Annotated in this window: 17 protein-coding genes and 1 pseudogene; 13 read left to right on the forward strand and 5 right to left on the reverse strand. The window is 59.4% G+C overall.

Going from position 1 to position 23,482, the window contains the following annotated elements:
• Positions 1-138: 138 nt before the first annotated feature.
• From NKH33_RS25820 to NKH33_RS25850, 7 genes are all read left to right on the forward strand, one after another.
• The gene (locus NKH33_RS25820; RefSeq protein WP_352922099.1) at positions 139-1,458 is read left to right on the forward strand and encodes an oligosaccharide flippase family protein; all 1,320 of its coding nucleotides are present in this window, start codon (positions 139-141) and stop codon (positions 1,456-1,458) included.
• A 10-nt stretch (positions 1,459-1,468) separates the two neighbouring features.
• A complete protein-coding gene (locus NKH33_RS25825) occupies positions 1,469-3,193 on the forward strand; it encodes a Wzz/FepE/Etk N-terminal domain-containing protein (RefSeq protein WP_352922101.1) in 1,725 nt (574 codons plus the stop codon).
• Positions 3,190-4,530, forward strand: a complete 1,341-nt coding sequence (locus NKH33_RS25830) for a hypothetical protein (RefSeq protein WP_352922103.1) — start codon at positions 3,190-3,192, stop codon at positions 4,528-4,530. Before NKH33_RS25825 ends, NKH33_RS25830 begins: the two co-directional genes overlap by 4 nt.
• Positions 4,531-4,806: 276 nt before the next feature.
• Positions 4,807-6,105 (forward strand): polysaccharide biosynthesis/export family protein, encoded by a 1,299-nt coding sequence (locus tag NKH33_RS25835; protein ID WP_352922105.1) that lies wholly within the window; start codon positions 4,807-4,809, stop codon positions 6,103-6,105.
• Entirely contained in the window at positions 6,011-7,309 is a 1,299-nt protein-coding gene (locus tag NKH33_RS25840) for a glycosyltransferase family 4 protein (protein WP_352473815.1), read from the forward strand. Before NKH33_RS25835 ends, NKH33_RS25840 begins: the two co-directional genes overlap by 95 nt.
• A gap of 277 nt (positions 7,310-7,586) precedes the next feature.
• Positions 7,587-8,612 carry a glycosyltransferase family 4 protein gene (locus tag NKH33_RS25845; RefSeq protein ID WP_352542502.1) on the forward strand — a complete coding sequence of 342 codons (1,026 nt, stop codon included), beginning with the start codon at positions 7,587-7,589 and terminating at the stop codon, positions 8,610-8,612.
• Positions 8,613-8,717: 105 nt separating this feature from the next.
• Positions 8,718-9,122 (forward strand): recombinase family protein, encoded by a 405-nt coding sequence (locus NKH33_RS25850; RefSeq protein ID WP_352473812.1) that lies wholly within the window; start codon positions 8,718-8,720, stop codon positions 9,120-9,122.
• 19 nt (positions 9,123-9,141) lie between these two features.
• Here the strand turns inward: NKH33_RS25850 and NKH33_RS25855 are convergent, their stop codons facing one another.
• Positions 9,142-10,053: a right-handed parallel beta-helix repeat-containing protein gene (locus tag NKH33_RS25855; protein ID WP_352922108.1), complete on the reverse strand. Its 912-nt coding sequence runs from the start codon at positions 10,051-10,053 to the stop codon at positions 9,142-9,144.
• A 520-nt stretch (positions 10,054-10,573) separates the two neighbouring features.
• Here NKH33_RS25855 and NKH33_RS25860 point away from each other — a divergent pair.
• The 6 genes from NKH33_RS25860 (at position 10,574) to NKH33_RS25885 (ending at position 18,225) form a co-directional block, all read left to right on the forward strand.
• Positions 10,574-12,235, forward strand: a complete 1,662-nt coding sequence (locus NKH33_RS25860) for a GMC family oxidoreductase (protein ID WP_352473810.1) — start codon at positions 10,574-10,576, stop codon at positions 12,233-12,235.
• Positions 12,236-12,269: 34 nt separating this feature from the next.
• Entirely contained in the window at positions 12,270-13,430 is a 1,161-nt protein-coding gene (locus NKH33_RS25865; RefSeq protein ID WP_352542500.1) for a glycosyltransferase, read from the forward strand.
• Between the two features lie 435 nt (positions 13,431-13,865).
• A complete protein-coding gene (locus NKH33_RS25870; protein ID WP_352542499.1) occupies positions 13,866-15,311 on the forward strand; it encodes an undecaprenyl-phosphate glucose phosphotransferase in 1,446 nt (481 codons plus the stop codon).
• A 410-nt stretch (positions 15,312-15,721) separates the two neighbouring features.
• The gene (locus NKH33_RS25875; protein WP_352818828.1) at positions 15,722-16,882 is read left to right on the forward strand and encodes a PqqD family peptide modification chaperone; all 1,161 of its coding nucleotides are present in this window, start codon (positions 15,722-15,724) and stop codon (positions 16,880-16,882) included.
• The gene (locus NKH33_RS25880; RefSeq protein ID WP_352818825.1) at positions 16,879-17,880 is read left to right on the forward strand and encodes a nucleotidyltransferase family protein; all 1,002 of its coding nucleotides are present in this window, start codon (positions 16,879-16,881) and stop codon (positions 17,878-17,880) included. Before NKH33_RS25875 ends, NKH33_RS25880 begins: the two co-directional genes overlap by 4 nt.
• A gap of 105 nt (positions 17,881-17,985) precedes the next feature.
• Positions 17,986-18,225 (forward strand): hypothetical protein, encoded by a 240-nt coding sequence (locus tag NKH33_RS25885; RefSeq protein WP_352542497.1) that lies wholly within the window; start codon positions 17,986-17,988, stop codon positions 18,223-18,225.
• 1,201 nt (positions 18,226-19,426) lie between these two features.
• Here NKH33_RS25885 and NKH33_RS25890 read toward each other — a convergent pair.
• The 4 genes and pseudogenes from NKH33_RS25890 to NKH33_RS25900 form a co-directional block, all read right to left on the reverse strand.
• Entirely contained in the window at positions 19,427-19,846 is a 420-nt protein-coding gene (locus NKH33_RS25890; protein ID WP_352922122.1) for a hypothetical protein, read from the reverse strand.
• Between the two features lie 8 nt (positions 19,847-19,854).
• A pseudogene (locus NKH33_RS33310) lies at positions 19,855-19,973 on the reverse strand (IS481 family transposase); the annotation flags it as partial.
• Positions 19,974-20,237: 264 nt separating this feature from the next.
• Complete coding sequence (locus NKH33_RS25895) at positions 20,238-21,980, reverse strand: right-handed parallel beta-helix repeat-containing protein (protein WP_352922112.1); 1,743 nt, start codon at positions 21,978-21,980, stop codon at positions 20,238-20,240.
• 1,059 nt (positions 21,981-23,039) lie between these two features.
• On the reverse strand, positions 23,040-23,482 hold a 443-nt coding region (locus NKH33_RS25900; RefSeq protein ID WP_352922114.1), incomplete at its 5' end, for an ATP-binding protein.

The raw sequence follows: 23,482 nt of genomic DNA on the forward strand, positions 1-23,482 counted from the left end.
CTTGGACCGCCGTATTGCCGATCTGCGCCAACTTCTTCACGGCCGGCTGTTCTTTGGCGCTGCTTCTGGGAGGCGGCGCTGCCATATCTGGACTGGGTGGTTTGCATTGCCTCGACAGGCACCTGACTGGAGGCTACCATGACCCTGAGCAAACAGGCCGCCAGTCTGGCTGTCCTGCATGTCACCGACGTCCTGCAGCCGCTGATCATCTTGCCCTATGCCGGGCGTGTCCTCGGACCCATGAGTTTCGGGCGCTACGCGTATGCGCTCGCCATCGGACAACTCGCTGCCGTCGTTGTGGCCTATGGATTTCATTGGACGGCGCAGCGCAGGGTAGCTTCCCTCCGATACGAGCCGGCGGCGATCGCGTCCCTGGTTGCTCAGGTCATGGCCACCAAGGCAGTGCTGTTCATTGCCGTATGCCTGGTGGGCCTTGTGCTGGCCGGCGACGTGCTGGCGCTCAGTAGGCCGACATTCCTGTGCGCGATGCTCTCGGCCGCCGGCGGCATTATTTTTCCGGCATGGCTCTTCGTCGGCCTTGAACGCGCCTGGCAGGCGGCCGTCGCCGTGGTTGTTGCTCGCGTTCTGGCGCTCGTCTGTTTCGTCGCCATGGTCGCATCACCTGACCAGGTCGCACTCGCCGTTGCCATCCAGAGCGCAGTTCCCGTCGTCAGTGGCGTCATCTGCTTACCTTTCATCCTTCCCTTTGGGTTCGGCGGCTTCAGGTCCGTCACGCTTTCGACGATTGGAATGCAGCTGCGCAATGGCTGGAGGGGATGCCTTTTCATAGCCGTGGAGACTGCCCTCGTCACCCTCCCTGTTGCCCTTGTCCAGCATTTCGCAGGCTATGTCGCAGCCGGGCAATATTCTGTCGCCGAAAAGTTTCTGTTAGCCTCGAGAGTATTTTTCAAGTTGCTTATGGATACTTTCATACCGAGGGTTTCATACTACGCTCATGTCGATCCGGCTGCCGGGGTTCGATTGATAAGAAGATCACTATTCACCGTAGCGGGCGGGGCGGCGATGAGTATTGGAATGTTCTTTATTGCTCCATACATAATTTTGATTCTGTTTGGAGATAAATTTTCAGGAGCGACACCTATAGTGCGTGCGATGGCAATCATACCATTTCTTATGAATATAAATACATTCACATCAAATGTATTTATGTTTAGTTACGGATATGAAAACGAATGGGCGGCCCTTAATGCAGCCGGTCTGCTAGTATTCCTGGTGGCCGCATATTCTTTGTCTTTCGTCATGGCGGAGCAAGCCATTGTTTACGCGATGGTGGCGAAGGAAGTCGTCGTGCTGGTGGTTTCAGCCGGCTTCTTCCTCATTGGCGGAGCGGCAGTCCTTCGCACGGCGGCGGCTTGCGACGCAGGCCGGGTGCGAGCACATCCCCCGGCGTCCCAATCCGCGCCGTTGGAGCACGAGGCCGATCGTTTCCAGTCGTAGGAGAGTCTGTATGTTCGCCACCGATCACTTCGTCGTTCAGCCGTCCGGGTCGCCTCACCAGCAGATACCTCCCAAGGATCGCGACGAGCTGACCGTGAAAGACATCTTGAGATTTATTCGAAGCAGTTGGCGCCTTTGCCTCCTCTGGATGGTTGTAAGCCTTGGTGTCGGCGGCGCATATACAGTCCTTTCGCCTGGATATTACAGCGCCTATGCGACGATCCTCCTTTCATCTCCGCCCGCTCCGCAACCGGGCGAAGCTCAGGCGGATGAGCGGGTCTATGTAGAGAGCCAGATACAGGTCATTCAGTCGGACGAAGTCGTCGGACGCGTTGTTGACCACACTGGCTTAGGGGAAGACGAAGAGTTTGTGACGGATGACAGCTTGCGCACCCGGATAACCAGCTATGTGCAGGGCCAATTGGCGTCTCTCTTCGGCACCGAACTGCCGACGGCGGAGCCAAATATTCGGGATGAGGCGATGGTCCTTGTGAGGCGCGCGTTTTCCGTTCTTCAGATGGGTTCCTCCAGCGCCGTCGAGATCGGGGTCACCTCTTCCGATCCTCAGTTCTCCGCCATGCTCGCGAACGCGATCGCCGACGGTTACATCGGAAATCAGCGCGAGCGCCGGCAGGCGGCTGGCGCGGAAGAAGCATCTGATCTGCACAAGCGGCTGGCGGAACTTCGGGAAAAGGCTTTTGTGACCGAATCACTGAAGGAACTCCAACCGGACCCTGAATCTGCGGAGAGGGCAAGAGTCCTTTTCCGCGAGCAGCAGAGCGCGGCCGAGGTTTATCGCTCGCTTTACAATGCCCTTCTGCAGCGGACCCTCTCCGATTTTAGCGCCTCGTCGCTGATCCCGAGCGCAAGGGTCATCACGGCGGCCGAACCGCCTCGCCAACGCAGTTGGCCGCCAACGGTCCTGATGGTAGCCCTCTCCGTTATGGCCGGTGGGGTTGCCGGCGTTGGTCACGCATTGATCAGGCAAGCAATGAACCACCGCCTGATAACGCTCGAGGATGTGCACAGGTCGACCGGCCTTGATCGGATTGTAGGGATACGCAGAATTCCCCGCCGCAGGTGGAATGTTGTGGGGCCATGCGAGCAGTCTTTGCAGCCCGTCTACTCAAAGGACGCTCCCGAGCTTCACAGCTCGCTGAGCAAAATTGCCAGCCGTATGCGCGGAGTTCAGGGCCGCCAAGGCGGATTTGTAATCGGCGTTGCTTCACCCCTCGCCAAGTCCGGAAGCTCCACGGTGGCGGTTCATCTCGCAAGGCTCATTGCGGCGACCGGGCAAAAGACACTGCTCATTGATGCCAATTGGCAAAAGCCATCGATGGACCAGCCAATGCTGAACGCGGAGCCAGGTCGCAAGCTCGCCAGGGCGTTTGCCATCATTCCCGCGCATCAGGAAGGGCTGGAAGTTCTGGTTCTCAGGCCCACGGGGTCAATCTCCGAGTTGAATGCCTCGCTCTCCATCTCCGCTGCACTCCAGCATCTGCAGCAAGAATACAGTTGTATAGTAGTTGATTTTCACAGCATCGACCGCACCGCTGATCTGGAAGCTGCCATGGGCGTCATCAACGAGGTCCTTTTGGTGCTGCAAGCACGCCGCACTTTCGCCGATCACCTCGAGGGAATCCTGCGCATCATCCCTGCAGAGAAACTCTCGGCAGTAATTTTGACCAGGATGAACCGTGCGGCTTTCAGTCCTAACCGGGAATACAGGCCATGACCTCGCCAGCGACATTGTCACGCAGGAAGGGTTCAAAGCCGGTCGACCTCGTTTGCAGCCATTCCCCTGACGTGCTCGACTACACCCTCTTTCTCTCGGGCATTTGGCTGGCCTGCGCCCTCGCAATATCCCTGCGCCTGCTTGGCCTTTTCTTCATAGTGGTCCCGGTCGGTGTCTGTCTGGCCTATGCCTTGCTGCGGCAGACGGTGCCGCCTCGTCTGCTCGCGGTCTACACCGCCTTCTGCCTCTTCATTGCCCTGCTGTCCAGATACAGGCTGATGCCGGATTCCTGGCAGGTTCACTTCCTTCAAGAAGCAGTCACAAGGCAAATCGTCCCGATTGTTGGATTCTTCGCCGTCGCATGGGGGTCCAAGGCTTATTTCCGCCGCAGGCTGATGAGCGGCAATGCCTTTTTTGGTGCACCCGTTTTCCTGTTCCTGTCTCTCGTTGTCGCGCCGGCGGTGATGTTTCAGCAGGACGTGCAATATCCGCGCGCATCTGGGCAAGCCGCGATAGTGATTCTTTATGGTGCGCTGATCAACAACATGGTCATCGCCGTGTTTTTCATTGCAGGCGGTATTTTTCTGACGAACGACTGGCGCCGATACGGCGGCATTTTGCTCCTTTTGGGAATAGCCCTCGCCAGCCCCTTGGCTCAGTTCAAGGTGCTTGCGGTCACGACGATCGTCATTCTGATTGGCGTGCCCGGCCGGTTGATGGCCGCAGCTTTGGCGACCGCACTGACTTCGGCTTATGCCGTCGGGCTCAACTTCATACCTCAAACCTTTGCTCTGGACCCGAACTCCGGGATCCGACTCGCGTTCATTTCGGACGCACTCGTATCCGTTGCGGATACATACGGGTTTGGCATCGGATTTGGGACGGAATCTGTCCGATGGCGATACGAGTTTCCCGGATTCGAGGATATTACCTTTCTTCCCGACACTCATAATATTACGCATGCCAGAATGCTTGAGATACTCTCGACAGGAATTCACAATTCGTTCTTTCAAGCCATATTGCGGACGGGGGTCATTGGTTTCATTTTGATCGTGTCTGCCATTTCGGTGGCCTTCCCGCCAAATCGACTGCCACGCGGTGTTCGCAATCATGCGTCCACGGTCTTCATCACGATTTTCCTCGCCATGTTCGTCAATCCGGCCCTGGAGAGCCCTCTACAGATTGTGGGAATTGCTTTCTCATACGGCTATTTGATTGCGCTTCGCGCCAGCGTTCCGGCCTTGGCTGTGGAACTTCCTCCAGTTGAACCGGATCGAACACAGCATTGCGCTTGTTCATACATCGGAACGAACATGGATGCGGCCCTCCCGACATAGGGCAGGCTATCGGTCTCGGTAGAAGGGATCGCGTTGTACGATTTTGGCGCGGCAGGAGCAGGGGAGCCGTCCACTGATGTGCCCGCTCATGCGGCGGCGCCGTGCCGGTTCCATCAGGAGTGCCTCGAAAGAGCCAGCGAGCCAGCCATTTTGCCTCGGCCTCGGCTATGCCTCTTCTGGTAGCGTAGGGCCATCCACTTGCGCAGGTTCGCCCGCGCCGGAGAAACACGTAATAAGTCGCCCGTAGAGATACGGGGGCAACCCGTTGGGGGACCCATGAAGCTGTTGAGATCCTTGTTGTCGGCGCTGTCGATGACCATGGCTTCGACCCGCCTCGCTTCGTTTGCTGGCGCCATCGCTCTGATTCCGACAGCGGCACTTGCCGACTACAAGCTAAAGCCCGGAGATACCCTGGAAGTATCGGTCCCTGGTATTCCGGATTTCAGGCAGCGATTGCTGATCGGAGTGGACGGCGAGGTGAACTTGGCGCTGGTTGGAGCGGTTCAAATCAGCGGCCTTTCCGTTCAACAAGCGCAGGAAATAATCGCTGGCAGTCTCGCCAGCAAGCCGTATCGGCGGGGGACCGAGGACGGCCGTGAAATAACGCAGCTGATCCAGACGGACCAGGTCTTCGTTTCGCTTGCCGAATACCGGCCCATCTATGTTTATGGTGATGTGGCCAGGCCGGGAGAGTACATCTTCCGGCCGGGTATGACCGTCCGACAGTCTGTGGCGGTTGCGGGTGGCTACAGCGCTGCCCAGGTTCGCATCGCCAATCCGCTCATGGAAGCGGCCGATTTCCGTTCCGAGTACAAAGCCCTATGGGCGCAATTCGCAACGGAACAGGTTCGCATTTGGCGCCTTCGCACCGAACTCGGCGAAGAAGTCGAACATGTCGAGAACGCACCGGTGCCTGAGGCGCTCGCCGAACGATTGAAGCAAACGGCAACAGCGCATATCGAAGCTCGTCAGTCAGACAGTGAAAAGGACAAGGAGCTTCTGCGACGTTTTGTCGAGGAGGCTAACCTGCAACTGGGGCTCCTGTCTGAAAAGAAGAAGAAGGACGAAGAGGGAAGCCAGGCCGACACCGAAGACTACGAGAGAGTCAGGACGCTGTTTCAGAAGGGCCTGGCGGCGACCACGCGCCTATCTGAAGCCCGTCGAGCGGCGCTTATGTCATCAACCCAACTGCTCGATACGATCGTCCAGGCATCGAACATCGAGCGCCAGCGCGGCGAATATGTCAGACAGATGAACAAGATCGACAGTGAACGACGAATCGCGGCCTTGGGAGAGCTACAGGAGGCCTATATGAATCTGGCCCAGACCTCGGCGCGTCTTGAGGGTACTGCGCAGAAGCTGGCGCTTACAGGTCAAGCGCAATCCACCTTGCTGATAGCCGCGGGTCGGCCCGAGATAACAGTGCATAGAAAGCGAGAGCAGGGCGCCGAGACGCTCCCTGGCAGCGAAGATCTCGGGCTTGCGCCCGGCGACGTTGTGGAGGTCGTTTTGCCAAAGGTCGACTTTTCCGGAGCCGTCGCGTCGTCGCCACCGGCGTCCGGGATGCCGAATTGAGATTCGGACGTGGCGGACTGCGATGCGCGTCTTAATGGTTCATAATTTCTACCAGATAAGGGCCGGAGAGGACAGCGTGGTTCGGGAGGAGCTCGCGTGCCTCAAGCAGAATGGGGTCGACGTCGAGCTGTTCTCCGCCACGAATGACGATATCGTGTCGGTCGCGCGGAAGATTTCTAGCGCCGTGGGGGTCATCTACAACCCTCATTCACGGCGGACCCTGTCCCGAAAATTGGCGGAATTTTCACCGGATGTCGTCCATATCCACAATTTCTTTCCTCTCCTGAGCCCCTCCATCCTGGATGCGTGCCGCGAGGCCGGCGTGCCATCAGTGATGACCTTGCACAATTTCAGGATTCTCTGTCCCAGCGCCTTGCTTTATCCCGATGAGAGGCTTCGGGAGCGAAGTCTCCGCCACGCCTGCTGGTGGACTGTTCCGAAGAAGGTCTACAGGAATTCCCTGGCGGGCACGCTCGCCGTCGCCGCAATGGTCGAGTTTCACAAGCGGGCCGGCACCTGGTCCCGCAAGGTCGACCGCTTCATTGCCCTTACCGACTGGGCCAGGCACAAGCTTGTGGAAGGCGGCCTGCCGGCCGAACGCATCGTCGTCAAGCCGAATGCGGTTGCCAGGCCGCCGATCTTCGGTGACCTTCGTCGCAATGGAGGGCTGTTCGTCGGACGACTGGATGAGCACCACAAGGGAGTGGCCACGCTGCTCGAGGCGTGGAAGGAGATCGACTATCCGCTGCGGATCATCGGCGACGGGCCGTTGGCTCCGCTCGTCGAGCAGTCTGCGGGCGAGCGCGTGGAATATCTCGGGCGTCAGTCGCGCGACACGGTGCTGAAGGAGATGCAGGCTGCAGCATTCCTGCTCTTTCCGTCGAAAGGCTATGAATTGTTTCCCATGACCGTCATCGAGGCCTTCGCAAGCCGGCTGCCGGTCATCTGCACGGATTTGCCGTGGATCAAGGGGGTCGTTGAGCCAGACGTCACCGGCCTTGTCGTTCCTGTCGGCAATGCCGGCGCGTTGGCCGATCAGGTGCGCTGGGCGCTTTCAAACCGATCTGCCTTGCAGGAAGTGGCAGGCAGGGCCTATGCCGCCTATCAGGAGCGGTACACGCCCGAAGCAAACTTCAATCGGCTGATGGCCATCTATGAACCCCTGGTCAGGCGCCCGATCCGGGCCTTAGCGGCAGTGTCGTGAGGTGGGCCGGAACATGGGCTGGCAGGAACCGACCAGGGCGGCCCATAGGGCAGACCAAGCTTCACGCGTCAACAAGCGCAGTGCGGGCCGGGGTACTCCCCATTTGCTCGAGGATCGATCCTGCCGCCTCGCATACTTCGGCGAGGTCCTCTTTTGCTTCCATTGCTGAAACACGGTGCCACTGGAGGCTGCGGCCGCCCGCAGGCACCTGTTGTCACGGTTCGATCGAATGCGCATTGTCTTGACCCGGCGCGAACCTTTGGATTCACCTGATGGTGTGAGCATCTTCATTGTGGCACTTGCCCAGGCGTTGCTCGAACTGGGGCACCAGGTGCAGATCGTGGTCGGCACCTTCGAAAGCGCGAAATTCCAGCGACTTCTTTCGCCTCGCCTCAAGTTGCCGATAATCGGATTGAGCCGCACGCGGTTGACCGGACCGGCCTCAGTCGCGGCATGGCTGCGGGCGATCGGTATCATCAATCGGTTCCGGCCGGACCTTGTCATCCACAGCGAGACGGTGCCGCTACCGCTGCGTGGCACGATCGTCCAGGTCGTTCACGATCTCGAGAGGCGGAAAGGGCCGCTTGCGGCAGTATGGCGAGCCATTCGACGCGCGAGCATGCGGCGCTGCCACTACGTCGTCGCCTCCACGACCGAGCTTCAGGAGGAACTGGTGCGAGATCTTGGGCTGCCAAGCGACCAAATCCTGAAAATTCCCAAATGCATCGATCGCCAGTCATATGCGTCTCGTGGGCTGGCAGAGCGCGAGCGGGCAATCCTCCATGCCGGCACGTCGCCCTACAAGGTGCCAGAGGCGACGATCCGGGCATTCGGCGCCCTCAACGACCCTTCCGTACGGCTCTACCTGACGGGTGACATCACACGACCGGTGACGAAGGCGGTCGACGCTCTTCCTGAAGCGATACGGGGGCACGTGGTCCTTCTCGGGATGGCAGAGGGAGCACGCGTTCGCGAACTACACAGCCGCGTTCGCGTCGCCGCTTTCCCCACGCGCTATACGGTCCCTGTCGCCTCGGCAACGGTGATGGAGGCGATCGCCACCGGCACGCCCATCGTCGGGTCTTCAAGGCTCAGCCGGGATCTGCTCGCGGATGGCGTGAATGGGGCAGTGGTCGAACCACAGGCCGAGGCGATGGCCGCAGCGCTGAAGGCTGTGCTGGACGATGATGACCTTTGGTCGCGTTTGTCGGCAGGTGCCGGCCAGTGGGTGGGACGGTTCGATGCACAGGGAGTCGCAAAGCAATATCTCGAGCTCGCGGATCTCTGCGGACATGGGAGATGACAAAGGGACTGCCGAGCCGCAGCGGCATTCAGGCTCGCAGATCGTCAGCGGCTTCCTCGGGCACCTTGGACCCTCGCTGAAAGCTTCTTACGATTGGGGATTGCGATGATCATCGGCTACTGTCGTATCAACACCTTCGAACCCGCTGCCAGGCTGGAGGCGCAAAAGCTTTATCTTGCCCGCTTGGGAGCCGAGAAGTTCTTCTGCGAGAAGACTGGCATATTCGGTTCGACGCCGGAGCTCGAGAGGGCGATCGCATGTGTCAGGAAAGGAGACGTGATTGCGGTCACGAAGCCGTACCGTGTTGCGCGCACAACCCGCGAAGTGCTGGCGCTCATCGAAAGGCTTGGCAGCAAGCATGTCGGTCTTCGCATCGTCGACACACCTATCGATACGAGCACGACGACGGGACGCATGATTCTTGCATCAGCGCCTCTCTGGACGCTTGGGATGTCGCCGTCGCGGTCAATGCTGTCAGACCTGCTTCTCTTTTGGCGCCGTCGTCGATAGGGCCACATCGGATCTCTGCTCACTGCCAGTTGAAGGCAAGCCGCAATGGCGGTCTGGGATCAAATGGCTTGCGCTCGATGGACCAACCGGCATGCACGGCCGCCCTTTGCCAGATGAGGTTGCGGGGACTGGCGAGCGCGTAGACGCAGCAGTCCCTAACACTGTGCTTTTCAGCGCCTTCTGATATCCGGGTATGGAACGACAGGCCGTTGGATGTCGGGGCGTCCCTGCCGTCCCGTGGCTCATTGTAGGTGTCCCGGCTCCGGCAGCGGTTGAACGAACAACCGCCACTGCCGACCTTGCCCTGCGGAACGGCCGAGAAGGCGCCGTTGCCCTGTTGAACGGCATCGACGTCATCGACCCGGCAATTGAAGCTTCCCTCCAGCATGACGCCAGCGCCCGTGGGACTGTTGTTGTAGAAGACGAGTCCACGTCGAATTGTACAGCGATCCGAGTGAAAGGCGGAAATGTTGTCCTCGGTCCAGGAGGTGGGACCGTTCTCGGCCGAGAATTCTTCCAGGCTCGTATCCGGAGAGCGGTCGAACTGCACATTCTGTCCACGGGGGAACGGCCCGCGCGCGTCGTGGAGTTCGAGGAAGCTCATCTGGGTGCCTGGACAGTCGAAGACATAGATATTGGAGGAGCCGCGGGACGCCTTGACACGGATGATGATCGCATCGGGGCAGCTTTCCAGCTCTATGTTGTTGCGGTTCTGGCTTGGTTCGGTCACCGGGGGAACGCCGACATGATCGATCTCGAGATCCTGCAAGCGTATTCCGGCGGCTCCGCGGGCGTATATTCCGCTGCCCATGGCATGACGAATGCGGCAGCTGCGTACGATGACGCCCTGATGGAGTGCCGTGATCCCGTTGCCATAGGGGGCGTAAATGTCAAGGTTTTCAATGATCTGCCCATCCGCGCGCGTGAGCACGGGTCCACTTGGACGCGCAAGGGAGACGGCACCCCCGAACCATTTATCGCCCGATCGCCCCTGGGCCAGAGGCACCGCTGCACCGACGGCACCCGAGGCAGGCAGCGCTAGCAGCCCGGCAAGGAGACGGCGCCGATTAAGGCGCCGGGGTTCAAGAGACTGCCGGCCGCGCAACATGAAATTTATCAGCCCGCCCAGTTCGGGTGCCAAACGTCGATTCGGCTTGTGCGGAGACGTCGAGGTGGCCAACGCGATGCAGATAAACCCTACCTCTCGGCAAGGCGGCTTCTTCGGTCAGGTTGTCGTCAGGCATCCCCATTCTTCCCCTGTGCGCCAGCGGCGCAGGTTCGCGAAGAATGCACATCGGCGGCAGGCTTATGCACGCACAGCACTTCGCACACCATCTCTCCATTCTGGCCGCCGCGAAAGCCCTTCATAAGGCTTAACTCCGATGGGCAAAGTGCCATCGGCCGGATTCCCTGCCATTCTCTGAAGCTGGTAATAAGCGGAGCGCGAGGCGATGTCGGTTGAAGCGGACGTCTTTGACTATGTGATCGTCGGAGCCGGGGCGGCAGGCTGCGTCTTGGCCAATCGTCTGGCGGCTGATGGGACCAATATGGTCTGCCTGCTCGAGGCGGGCCCGGCCGACAGCAGCATCCTTCTGCACATTCCGGCGGGACTCTACAAGACATCCTCGAATCCGAAATATGCCTGGCAGTTCGACACGGAGCCTAGTCCGGGGACGGCCAACCGTTCTATTCCGATGTCGCAGGGCAAGACACTAGGCGGTTCGACCGCAATTAACGGGATGAACTACAACCGCGGCGCGGCTGCAGACTTCGACGAGTGGGCCCACCAGGGCAATCGAGGCTGGGGCTACGCCGACGTGCTGTCCTATTTCAAGAGAACCGAGCGGAGGCTTGGGGCATGCGATCCCTTCTACCGCGGGACGGACGGACTGCTTCCAGTTACAGATTGCGATTGGCGACATCCACTATGTGATGCATTCATCGAGGCCGCGCTCAATGCCGGCATCCCGCGTAATCCCGACTACAATGCGGCAAGCCAGGCCGGTGTGGGCTACTATCAGCGCTATATCGATAACGGATGGCGCGTGAGCGCAGCGCGGGCTTTCCTACGGCCGATCGCCAGAAAGAAGAACTTGGACGTCCGCACGAACGCGCAGGCCACGGCCGTCCTGTTCGAGGGAAAGCGTGCCATCGGCGTTCGATATGGACGAGGGGGGCCGGGTCATCCCACCAGCTGTGTGAAGGCCCGTCGAGAGGTGATCCTCTCCGCTGGCGCGGCGAACTCACCAAAGCTGCTGCAGCTGTCAGGCGTGGGTGCTGCGAGAATGCTCTCCGGCCTTGGAATTCCGGTTGTGCACGAATCCCCCGGTGTCGGTGCAAATGTTCAGGACCACTACATAGTCCACCTGATCGCCCGGGTGGAGGGCATCGAAACGGTCAGCGGACACGGCTTCGCCCTCCTGCGCGAGGCAGCGAAATGGATGCTGGGCCGCCCGAACTTTCTCGCCGTCAGCCCGTCGCTCGTCTACGGGTTCGTCAACTCGCGGGATCTTCACTCCACCCCCGATATCCAGCTTGACCTTGCCCTGGGCAATTATACCGATCACGGCGGCGCGCGGCGGTTGCCGGTCATCAAGCTTGGCTATTATCAGTTGCGACCGAAGAGCGTCGGACATGTTCGGGCGGTCTCGGCAGATCCGTCACAAGCGCCGCTGATCCAGCCCAACTATCTCGCCGATGATCAGGACCGACAGGTCGTCATCAACGGCATGAAGACTGTGCAGCAGCTGTTTCGGGCCCCCGAGCTCAGGCGCTACAACTGCACGGAAGAGCTTCCCGGCCCGAAAACAACGGACGACGCCGACCGGCTGCAGTTTGCCCGCGAAACCGGGCTGACAGCCTATCATTTGTGCGGATCGTGCCGGATGGGCCCATCCGCTAGTGTTGAATCTGTCGTGGACGACCAGTTGCGGGTCCACGGCCTCGAGGGCCTGCGGGTCGTTGATGCTTCCATTATGCCCTCCGTTCCCTCGGCCAACACTTCGGCCGCTGTCTTTATGATCGCGGAAAAGGCAGCAGACATGATCCTGGGTCGGCAACCCCTCCCGGCACTGGAGCACTATGCGCCGGGCCAACCTGCGGCGGCCGAATAGTTGAAAGTCGAATGACAAGTGCCGGGAGAATTCCTTGAAGAGACGTACACTGGTTGCCTCTGAATTCAATGCGAAGGACCGGGCTCACTTTGCGTCGGCGTATGAGTTTTGCCGTATCGTTGCCGAATGCGAGGATGCCGATCTGATCGCCCCTGGCATCGACAACTACCTAACGAGACGCTTTCACGCCATTTTGCCAAAGCACGACCCTCACAACGTCCAGCGTGACTTCAACAGACTGACAAACGCGTTTCGCAAAGGGCTGGGGTTAATGAATGCGCCAAGCATTGAGCATGTTCGGCTCACGCAAGATTATGACCTGTTCTTCTTCGTCGCCTGGAGTCCGCAAAGCCTTGTAGAATTGTCTCGGATCCACGACTGGCGCCGCCGATGCAAGGTTGCTGTCGCGTATCTGTTCGAGCTCTGGTCGAGCACTCTCGAAGAGGACCGCCGATATCTGAAGCTCCTGGACCAGTTCGACCACGTGTTCCTGTTGCACAGCGCGTGCATACCTCGCCTGCCTCAATACACCCGCACGCCCTGTTCCTTCCTTGCCACGGCCGTCGACGGCCTCATTGCAACGCCGTACCTATCGCCGGTCAAACGCGTGATCGACGTATACTCGATCGGGAACCGAGCCGCGAAGATACACCGACAGCTTCTGAAGCTGGCCGAAGAGCGGGACCTCTTCTATCTCTACGACACGCTCGCAAGCACAGATTCCCGGGTGAAGGCGTGGCATGAGCATCGTTTGCTGCTCGCCAATATCATCAGGCGCACGCGCTATTTCATGGCTTTCAGTCCAGCGACGCTTGCAAACTCGAAGGCCGTCACGGTTGCCGGCGAGCAGGTGCTGCCTGCCCGTCTTTTCGAAGGGGCCGCGGGGGGCGCCGTCATGCTTGGGACCGCGCCGCAATGCGCCGAATTCGGCGCGCACTTCGACTGGCCAGACGCAGTGATCGAGGTATCACCAGACTCGAGCCATATCGCAGACGTAATTGGCGAACTCGACGCAAACCCCTGCCGTACGGAATTGTTGCGCCGGACAAGTACGGTCCGTTGCCTGGAGATGCACGATTGGGTCTACCGTTGGGATCACATCCTAGCCACGATCGGCATGCAGCCGCTCCCACGCCTCCACGTTCGCAAGCTCCAGCTGCGACGGATCGCCGCCGATGCTATGGCGCTCGCCTAGACGATCAGGCCCTAAAATGAGACCCGGTTTCGGGTTCGGCGCTCAGCGGTGCCCAAAAAAAGAGAAAGAGCGGCAGTTTCGAACCGGTCGCTTCCGTCGGAGCGTCCGCCGCTCCAGGCCTGCGCGCGAGAGCATATCATTTCGAGGTACTCGAAAGACTAACAGGCGCCGGAAGCGGGCAAGGAAGGTCGGTGTGTCCGCCGGCTCTACCCTTTGGGGTTAGAGCTTATGCCGAATTGGATTCGCGCAGTGTCGCTGCCATTCTCTGGCCATTCCCCGTGCTACCGCAGCCACCGCAATCGAACTTCGCGTGAAGGGGCAATGATCGCAGGCGAGGGGTGCCACGTCACGCTGGGCACTCCGGTGGTTTTCAGCAGAGGAGGGGGGTCGTCCGATGTTGGTCGATGAATGCGGCTTCGAACGCAGGTGAACGTCATGGCACTTCTTCATGAAGGCCCCCGTGCGGGCGCCACGTCAAACGCACCGCGGTGGAACGCGCCCCTCAAGGTCAATGTTCTTCTGCAGTCGTCTCCGCTTCTCGAGGCAATGTCCGTCGTGCTGCTCAGCATCGGCTCGGGAATGGTATATGATCTTGTGAGTTTCGGACATTTCGGCGAGTACGGCCGGAACTTCGGGCTCGGTGTTGTTGTAGCCGCCCTTTTTTCGACTTCCGCATATGCGCGCGGCCTGTATCTGAGTTCCGAGCTGCGGTCGCTGGCCTCTCAGATCAAGGAGGTCGCGCTGATCTGGACGGCGGTCTTTCTTTGCCTGTCGGTTGTGGCGCTTGCACTCAAGGTGGGAGACATGTTTTCGCGCCAAGCCCTCATGCTGTTCTTCGTGACGGGACTTGGCGGCATCATCTTCGTGCGCCTTGGCGCCGGACGACTGTTTGCCTCGCTGACCAGGTCGGACATGCTTGCCAAACCGCAAGTAGTGATCGTAACGCAATCGGACGTGCGCGTGCCAAGCGGCGTTGTCCAGGCAATCGAGGCTTCCGGATGCCAGGTCTGCCAAACGATTACATTGCCTGCTGCATCCAGCGAGAGCTCGCTCCTTGAGTGTATGGATAAGCTCATTGAACATGTGCGTCGGCGTTCGGTCGACGAGATAGTCCTTGCTGTCAGTTGGGCTGACATATCCCTGATTGAGAAAATCACGGCCCACCTTTGCGTGGTCGCGGTACCCGTAAGGCTCCTACCGGACCACGTCGTTAGCGCACTCTTGAAGCGACCCGTCGTCAACCTGGGGGGGACGAGGGCGATAGAATTGCAAAGCGCGCCCCTGACGGCGCCTCAGCTCCTGATGAAGCGGCTCTTCGATCTTGTGCTGACCACTGTCGCCCTCCCATTTCTTCTGCCCCCTTTGGCCGTTGTTGCGGCGCTGATTGCGCTCGAATCCAGGGCGCCGGTGCTCTTCTGTCAGCGTCGGGCCGGGTTCAATGGCCGCACGTTCAAGATCTATAAGTTCCGAACGATGACGATCCTGGAGGACGGGCCCATTGTCCATCAAGCCTGCAGGGGCGATCCCCGCGTCACCCGCGTTGGGCGCATATTGAGAAGGTTTAGTATCGACGAGATTCCACAGCTATGGAACGTGCTGAAGGGCGACATGTCGTTGGTAGGCCCACGGCCGCACGCGCTCGCGCATGACAGCGAATACAGCCAGATCATCTCTCTTTATCCGGCTCGGCACAAGGTGAAGCCGGGGGTCACCGGCTGGGCACAAATAAATGGCTGGCGCGGCGCGACGCCTGATGTTTACATGATGATCAAGCGTGTCGAACACGATATGTGGTACGTCAACAACTGGTCGGTCTGGCTCGACGTAAAGATCCTGCTTCTGACCATCCCCCGCATCTGGACGGGGCGAAACGCCGTCTAGCCCAACTTTGCCGATTTATGTGGCAAGTGATTGATTTGCAAGGAGTGGCGGCTGGCCGACGACCCATCGATTAACTGCCAAGCGACACCCCACTCGGAAAAAGCGAACCTCTTCTTCGGTATAAATTGAATACGACTTTGGGTGAGGCTCGACACCATGAGAGGTGCGGCTCTACTACAAAAGGCGCTGTTACAGAACAACTGAATGCAAGCGATGATCAGGGCGAAAAACAGCGACCGCTCAATGCATAACCTGCGACTTCAAGCAAAAGTGCCCGCACGGCAACGGCGTTGGCAAGTTACCGCTTTGGGAGCGGAGGGGGAATGCCATGAAGATCGTGTCTCTCTGGTCGTGAGTTCCACTCGAATCGAACGATCTCCACGCCCAGACAAACGAGGATGACGGCTTCTGTGAGCCCGCAACAAACCCGAACCACTGACCGAACTGCGGGGCCTCCCCTTGTAGAGTACGCTACGGCGAGGTTAGTTCCCCAAGGTCGGCTTGCATGCATCAAAGGGCAAAACATCCTGCTCAGTTCAACGCAGGGGGTAGTCTTTGCGCTCAATGACACTGCGGCGGATATCTGGCGCTCGCTTGAAGAAGGCGTGCCGGTCCAGGCTATCTTGGGCGAGATGGCAGCCCGTGGCGTTGATAGGCAAGAGGCCTATGGCTATGTCGAGGCTGCCCTTCAAGACTGGGAACGGCTCGGCCTAATCCAGCCTGCTCCACCGCCGTGCCCAACCGCAGCTCATCAACATATCTGCCAGGTCGTTGCTGTTCCAGGCGTGTGTGTGCGCATACTGTATCCGGCTGCCGTCGCCTTTCCGGCCGCGACCGTATTTCAGCATCTCGAAGTTCGAAACAGGGCCGTCGACGTCCTATTCCATCTGGTTGAGCGTGGGCAGCGGATCCACCTGTTCCGGGATGGCCACTGGACTAATTCCTGTGGTCGAGACCAGATACCGATTATGGTCAAAGGGCAACTGCTGGCCGAAGTGCTTGGGCACAGTGAATATGAACTCGCCCTGCATGCGGCGGCGCTGTTCAAGAACGGCCGCACGCTCCTCCTTTGTGGTAACCCTGGCTCGGGCAAGACGACCCTGACATTGGCGCTGGTCCACGCGGGGTTTGGCTTCGCGGCAGACGATGTGACACTTCTCGACTCGGCCGGACAGAGTATCGGCCTTGCTTTTGCGCCTTCAGTCAAATCGGGATCATGGTCCATTCTCGGACAATATTTCCCCGAACTCGGCAGGTCTCGGGTTTACCGGCGTCCCGATCGCAGGCGTGTGCGTTTTCTTGTGCCTAGGGATCATGTCCCTACCGTTCCCCGGCCCGTGGGCTGGGTGGTCTTGCTCTGTCGGACACAGGATGCCAAACCTTCCCTGCGCGTGATCGACCCGAGCGAGATCCTGGGTGGCTTGCTGAACGGCGCCTTTGCGCGGAATAAAGAGCTAAGTAGCACTGCATTCGACGCTCTTTGCCAAGTCATCCGCTCGGCAGAGGGCTTTTGCCTGACCTATGCCAAATTGGGTGACGGGTTGGAACTGCTGAAGGCGGCGTGCCGATGAAGCCTACCAGGGATGCGTTCGAGGCCCTGATCGCGGGACTTAACGGGCGCCTGGTGGTAACGGCCGACTGGCTGGCGGTAATTGCACTCGCCAACCACACTCTGCTTACGCCCGTCTTGTGCGCCACTCTTGCGCACACGGGCCAGCTTGACCGGCTCCCCGAAGGGGTGGGCCAGTATCTTCAGTTCATTTACGGCTGCAACCGGGAACGCAATTTGCGCTTGCGCAGGCAGCTGAACGAAGCCGTTGCTGCCCTCAATCAGGGGAGCGTCGTTCCGGTCCTGCTCAAAGGGGCCGTTCCCTTGTTCCTTTCGTCGAGCGGCAGGGTTCCCGACAGAATCATGAGCGATCTCGACTTGGCTGTGGAAACGACAAAAGAAGGGGCTGCCCGGGCTTGTCTTGCCAAGCTTGGCTACGCCGAAGTGACGGTCGCTGGTGGCATGGCGCGCCCGCAAGATGTCGGTCTCCTGGAGCTCCGGCCGTACCGGGAAATTGACCGCGAGCCCCCGAGGCTTGCCCGCCGTCACGGGCTTAGGGCGAAAATCCCCGCCCCACAGTCTAGGGCCCTCCACTGGATCATGCATGATCTCATCAAGGAGGCGGACTACTGGCGCGGAAGGACCGACTTTCGCCACCTTTATGATCTGGCACGGCTGGCGGAGCAGCATAAGCTGGATTGGGCGGAGCTCCGAACATCCTTGCCCGATCAGAATGCGCGGAATGCGTTCGATACTCAACTCTTGGCCTTGAGTCACTTCTTTGGCGTCATAGCACCGGCGCAATATGTGCGGCGTCCCTTGGTTCGCTTTCAACACTGGCGGCGCGTCTTCCCCTTGTACCATCCCGTCCTCGGCGTTCCATTGCGCCTGGTCGGCAATTCGCTGTGGGGTATGTGGCGACTCCTACATGGCGATGGCTGGGGCCGACGGAGTCCGCTCGACTTTGGACGCCGCGCAACCAGCATCCTCCTTGACGGCGATCTCGGGTCAAAAGTGTAGTAATACTTAATTTCCTGGTTGTATCTTGATGGCGCCTTGTCTTCACAAAAGGCATATGTCAAGTTAGAGCGTTGGAGTTGTTACACAAGGATAGGAGTACATTCGATGAAGAGCGGGAAGTCTTCCAAAGGAAATACAGACAGCCAGGTGCCGGAAGAACAGGCGCGTCGAGAATTTCTAAAGAACGCCGGGCGTTTTGCTGTTGTAACACCTCCATCCATTGCTCTGTTGCTTGGCACGAGCTTAAACTCGCAAGCTATTGCCGCATCGCATGGCGCGCGTCCCGGGAATGGATTCGGCGACACGGGCCACGTCCACTCTGGTCCTCCTGGGCAAAATCCTTAGAATGGTTGCTTTGGTCGTTCTGACCGTTCCTCGTCTCTGCGGTCTATCCTGATCCCGGCATACCGGGCCTGAGTTTCTCGCGGACCTGTTCGGGGAACTGAGAGACCTGCACGGAACCTTTCAATTCGTAGTAGGGCTCACGCGTCACTTCCTCATGGGGCGCGTCCGCCGGCAACGGTCTGCACCTCGCCGATCGCGACCGGCGTCGAGCGAGCCTTGAACGAAGGCAGTCGCATCTCGGCAGGAAGGCCCTCGGCAACATTGTTGATGAGTTGATGTCGACAGGCGACTCTTCGCCGGACGGTCAAGTGTCGTCATCAGGGATGATCTCCATCAAGGTTTCGCCGGCGCGAACCGACGGCTCCTATCGTGTGTACCTTAAAGCCGACAACGCTCCCGGACCGCGGTGCGCGCTCGGTCGGTTGAGCACGTCATCTGCAACGTGCAGCTTTTCGCCAGCTTCGGCGAGGTTGGCGACTTGTCTCGGCAATCGTGACTAGTTGCTGCCGTCGCTCGTCGGCCCGAACGTAGCGCCGGCACCGCGGCAGCCCGTCTGGGATGGAGGGCGCGCCGGACGGCCGGCGTCAGAGGCAGGCGTCCGGCAATCGGCGGGTTCTCCTGGAATATGCTTTCCAGGCGCACATGGGCGCTGCGCGCCGACGCGATACTTTTCCATTGCATGATCTCGTCGGGGCAAGCGCCCGACCATAATGAGTGACGCCGCAAACAGGACGCGCCCCGGAGATTTCCTGGTTAATAGCCAGGTACGCACCGACTCCCATTATGGCCGTTTGAATGGCCATGCGCAGAAACTTGGATAACGCAAGAAGAGTGCCGCCGCGCTTGCCCGCGCTGACGGACTAACCGAGCCCTTCCTCGGGGATACCGGTGCACGATGACCGTAACAGCGGGCCTATCCCGAGCCGCCGGCGCTACCGTCGGCCGTTCCCAAAGCGGCCTGACGGCATGCTACGACGGCTCGCTATGGCGCAAGATGTCGACGAGACCGAAGTACGATCGGGTAGGTTGGCGTGGAAAAGGCGGGGCTGTGGGCTCTGGATGCCCGCGCATCTGCCTTCCTGCTGGTTAGGAGAGGGACAGCCCGCCAGGCGGTCAATTGTAGGTTGGCCGACAGACGGGTGCTCCCGCGGCGCAACCGGACGCGTTTGCCTGGAGAGAAGCAAACACCGGTTTCCTGCGGCTATAAGGCTTGCCGCGGCGCATATGCGGAATCGGCGGCTCGCTCGCAGTGACGATAGAGCTGTTCCCGACCCGCTACGCAGATCTGAGCCTTTAGCGATCCGACCGGATCGTAATGCCGCATGGATAAACTCGGAATTACACGAACTTGTCTCAGTGCCGAGGCGTCCGCTGCTTCGAGGATCAGAGTATCCGTTCGATGAGAAGCCATGTCGCGCGACGCCGGCGACCCAGGCGCCGGCAATGACGCAGTCGACACGTTATAGCCCGCGGGCAGTCGCAGGATGAAATCGTGAACGCCGGCGAGCGATGCCCGCTCCATGGGGATAGCCGGATCGGCGAGCGCGATGTTCTCGCGAATGGACCGGTTGAAGAGCATGTTCTCTTCAAAACGACGCCGATCTACATCGACCAGCTTCACAGGCCGGCTCGCTTCGACACACCATAGGCCTGCGCCGCAAGGCTTGGGAAAGATGTCGCTCGATGGCCGAACGAGCCAGTTCCTCTCGACGCCACGGCGTCAGACGGGCATTCTTGTGAATATTGATTTAGTACCCTCCGGTGAGTGCTGAAAGTCTGTAACTCCAGTCTCCTCGGTTCGGTCCGCGTGAACTACGGAAAGCTCACAACTCGAGTCTGTTCCATCCCGATGATATCGGGATGGAACTCCATGAGCGTGATCTTCTCCGAAACCGGGCTCCCCTTTTTGGTACGCTGACCTTCGGTTCGGGATCATGGCTTTGAGGTACTGTGATCCAGTCCCTATTTGCCAGGGCAGCCCCTCGCGGGATATTGGTTCCCCGTGTAGTCCTTCAGGTCACAAAGAACGAGGCTGCGGTGAGCGACAGATGTGGGGAGAGGGTGGCGAACTGCGTTTGAGATGCGCCGCCGGCCCCGTCATCGTCGAAAGAGAGAGCCCCGGTTTCACTGTTGTAGATGATATGATCGGAGCTGTCATGCGCGGCTGCACCTACAAAGAAAGCTTTGAATGGAAGCCCTCCCGACTGAAGCCCGGCAAAAACGGTATCGCTGAGATGGAAAGTGTCCTGGGAGCGCTTGAAGTCGGTGATCTTGTCGACATTGCCGGCTCCAAGAGCCGTATTGAACGAGAAGGCATCGTGGCCTCCGTAACCGGTCAAAACGTCGGCGCCGAGTCCGCCGTTGATGACATTGTTGCCGGCATTGCCCTCGATGGTCTGGGCGAACTCGTTGCCGGTGGTGCTCATCGCCTGCGTGCCGGACGGGTTGTTGGTGGCGAGATGCTCGATCTCCGAGCCGGCCGAAAGCGCATAGCTCACCGAGGCGATCACACTGTCGTTACCGCCGTCCACAGCCTCAACCGCCTTCTCGTTGGCATTATCGACATTGTAAGTGTCGTTGCCGCCATAGCCGATCATCGCGTGGCCGCTGGTTCCATGCAATACATCGGCGCCGCCGGTGCCGTACAAGGTGCCATCGCTGGTGCCGCCGGAAGGAGCGGCAATCCCGGTTCCAGACCCAGTTTCGGTCCCGGTCGAGCCAGTGATTGGCGGGGTGACGTTCGCGCCCGTGACAGTGTCGGTCGAGCTATCCGCTGCGTAGTCCCAGGTGAACTGGTTATCGACGTGTGCCACTGGGGTCGCCGTGGGATCCTCGTGCACGTCGGCCACGACCGCCTTTGACGCGTCCCAAATGATGTTGTTGGGATTGCCAGGGTTGGTGTAGCTCGAGTTCAGGATGCTGACCCCACCGGAGCTTACATTCCAGATCAGTCCATTCGACGAGGGCAGCCCGCGGCCTTGATCCTCATCGATACCGTCGAACGACCTCGTGTGATCGAAGGTCACATCGCTCGCGTAGGAAGAGAACGCGCCATTGCCCTGATGGATGGCGTCAACGTGATCCACCCTGCCGCCGGTCGATCCGTTCTCGAACATGACGGCCACTCCGGTCTGAGAGTTGTTACCGTCGATCACCCCATTTGAGATCGTCGTATTCGGGCTGCCATATACCGAGACGATGTCCTCCGGATGCGAACTGCCGGCGTCGTTTACGGCATAGAAGTCGGTTAGCGAACTATTACCCGAGTTGTTGAACTGGACGAACTGACCGCGCGGCATTGGGCCATGGAAGTCGTAGCCATCGACGTGTGAAAGACTCGCGCCGGGCGAGTTCACGAGATAGATGCCAGTCGAGCCTTCCCGCACTGTGGTGTTATGAACGGTCAAGTTCGAGGCGTTTTCTGCGTTGATGTTGTTGATGTTCGGGCTCGTCTCGGGGTCGATTCCCGCCGGCGGGTCGGCGTTGATGACTTCGGTGTTCTCGATCGTGACGCCGTTTGCGCCCGATACCACCACCCCGTCACCTTCGACGTGATGAATAAGACAATTGCGCAGGATGACATTGTCGTGCGTAATCGTGACCGCGTCCCCGTTGGTGACGTAGATGTCAAGATTTTCAATCACCTGGCCATCATACTGCGATTGGATCGGTGTCGTGGTGTAGGTAAGACCCTGCGCCGGCTGCGTCGTTGCCGTCGACGCGGAAACGGTGGAAATGGGAGCTTCGGTCGTCACTCGGCTGCCTCCGTCGTCGCGCGTAAGTTGTTCAACCATTCCGAGTGTGTTCGCAGTATTTCCTTGTAGCGACTCATCGATCTCATGTGTTTCTCCAGTTAAGCAGTAATCTCTATAAGTATCTACAAAGACACTCACGGGCAATAAAACGAAGATCTATCGTCTTAACGAAATTCTGACAATACAACCAGAAATTTCATATGGGATATAATGCTAACGTTCATGACCATAATGCGGCCTTGATAAGGCTATACTGAGACTCTCCCGGGCGATTGGCGTTGCGCTCAAGCTTGCGCCTACGTCGAATTGCAAACGTCGTCTAGTATGTCGGATTACGTGTGAACTTACCCCCGAGGACAGGAGACAAGGTCATGCACGCATGAACGTTACCGACACGGGTCCGGCACAGCTCGAAACAGGTGATCTACGAGGGCTATCCTGAATCGGCTACAACTACCGACCGACCTGCACGCTGCCATCGGCGTGAGCAACTGCAACGGCTTCCCGCACTCGTCACGCGGCGGCGGTAGCTTGCGGCGCAATTCGGTGCGCGCCTTCGCGACATCGCCGAACTGGAGACACCTACCGAGCCTTGCTGGACTCGCAGCAATTGGCAAAGCTACTGTGTGAAATTCCCCCACTGGTTCGACCAGCGGCCCGTCTGCCTCCGGAAGGGCATGCCCTATTGCGATACCGCGGCGATGCGGGAGCACCTCGCCGAGATCAGTCGGAGCGCCGACGACGGCGCGCATGCGGTGCTGATCCTGATCAGGCCGGATCGCAAGTGACGCGGCCGGACAACATCACTCTGATGTTCGTGCCGCGCGCTCACCGGAACTGAACCCAGTCGAAAACCTGCGGCAATTCATGACAAGGGGCTCTCCAACCGTATATTCAAGGACTACGACGAGATCCTCAATCATTGCTGCGCCGCTAGGAACAAGCTCCTTTTCTGCGCATTTCGCAAAAACGGGACAGTCGTTCCGCTAAATCGCGGACAGCAGTTTCACTAAGTCGCGGACAGCTGGATGTGGTCGGCCCTCGGTTGCCTGGTTGAACTCATTTGCGATTGATTTCGCCGTTTTCGGCGTCGGTCAAGAGCGGCGGTGGTTTCTGTTTTCTCATGCTGTCGCCTTCGAGGGTGACGCGATGGGCGTTGTGGACGATCCGGTCGAGAATGGCTTCGGCGATTGTCGGCTCGCCGATCATGGCATGCCACTGGGCGATTGGCAGTTGCGCGGTGATCAGCGTCGATTTCCGGCGGTAGCGTTCCTCGAAGATTTCCAGCAGATCGAGACGCGGCTGGTCGGTCAGGCTGTGGGTGCCCCAGTCGTCAAGGATGAGCAGTTGCACCCGAGCCAGCTTGTCGATGAGACGGGGAAAGCGGCCGTCCAGACGCGCCAGGGCGAGATCCTCAAACAGACGTGGCATGCGCAGGTAGAGCACGGAATGGTCGAGCCGGGCGGCCTGACGTGCGAAGGCGCAGGCCAGCCAGGTCTTTC

This window comes from Mesorhizobium sp. M1182 (assembly GCF_040318335.1).
Taxonomy (GTDB): Bacteria; Pseudomonadota; Alphaproteobacteria; order Rhizobiales; family Rhizobiaceae; genus Mesorhizobium.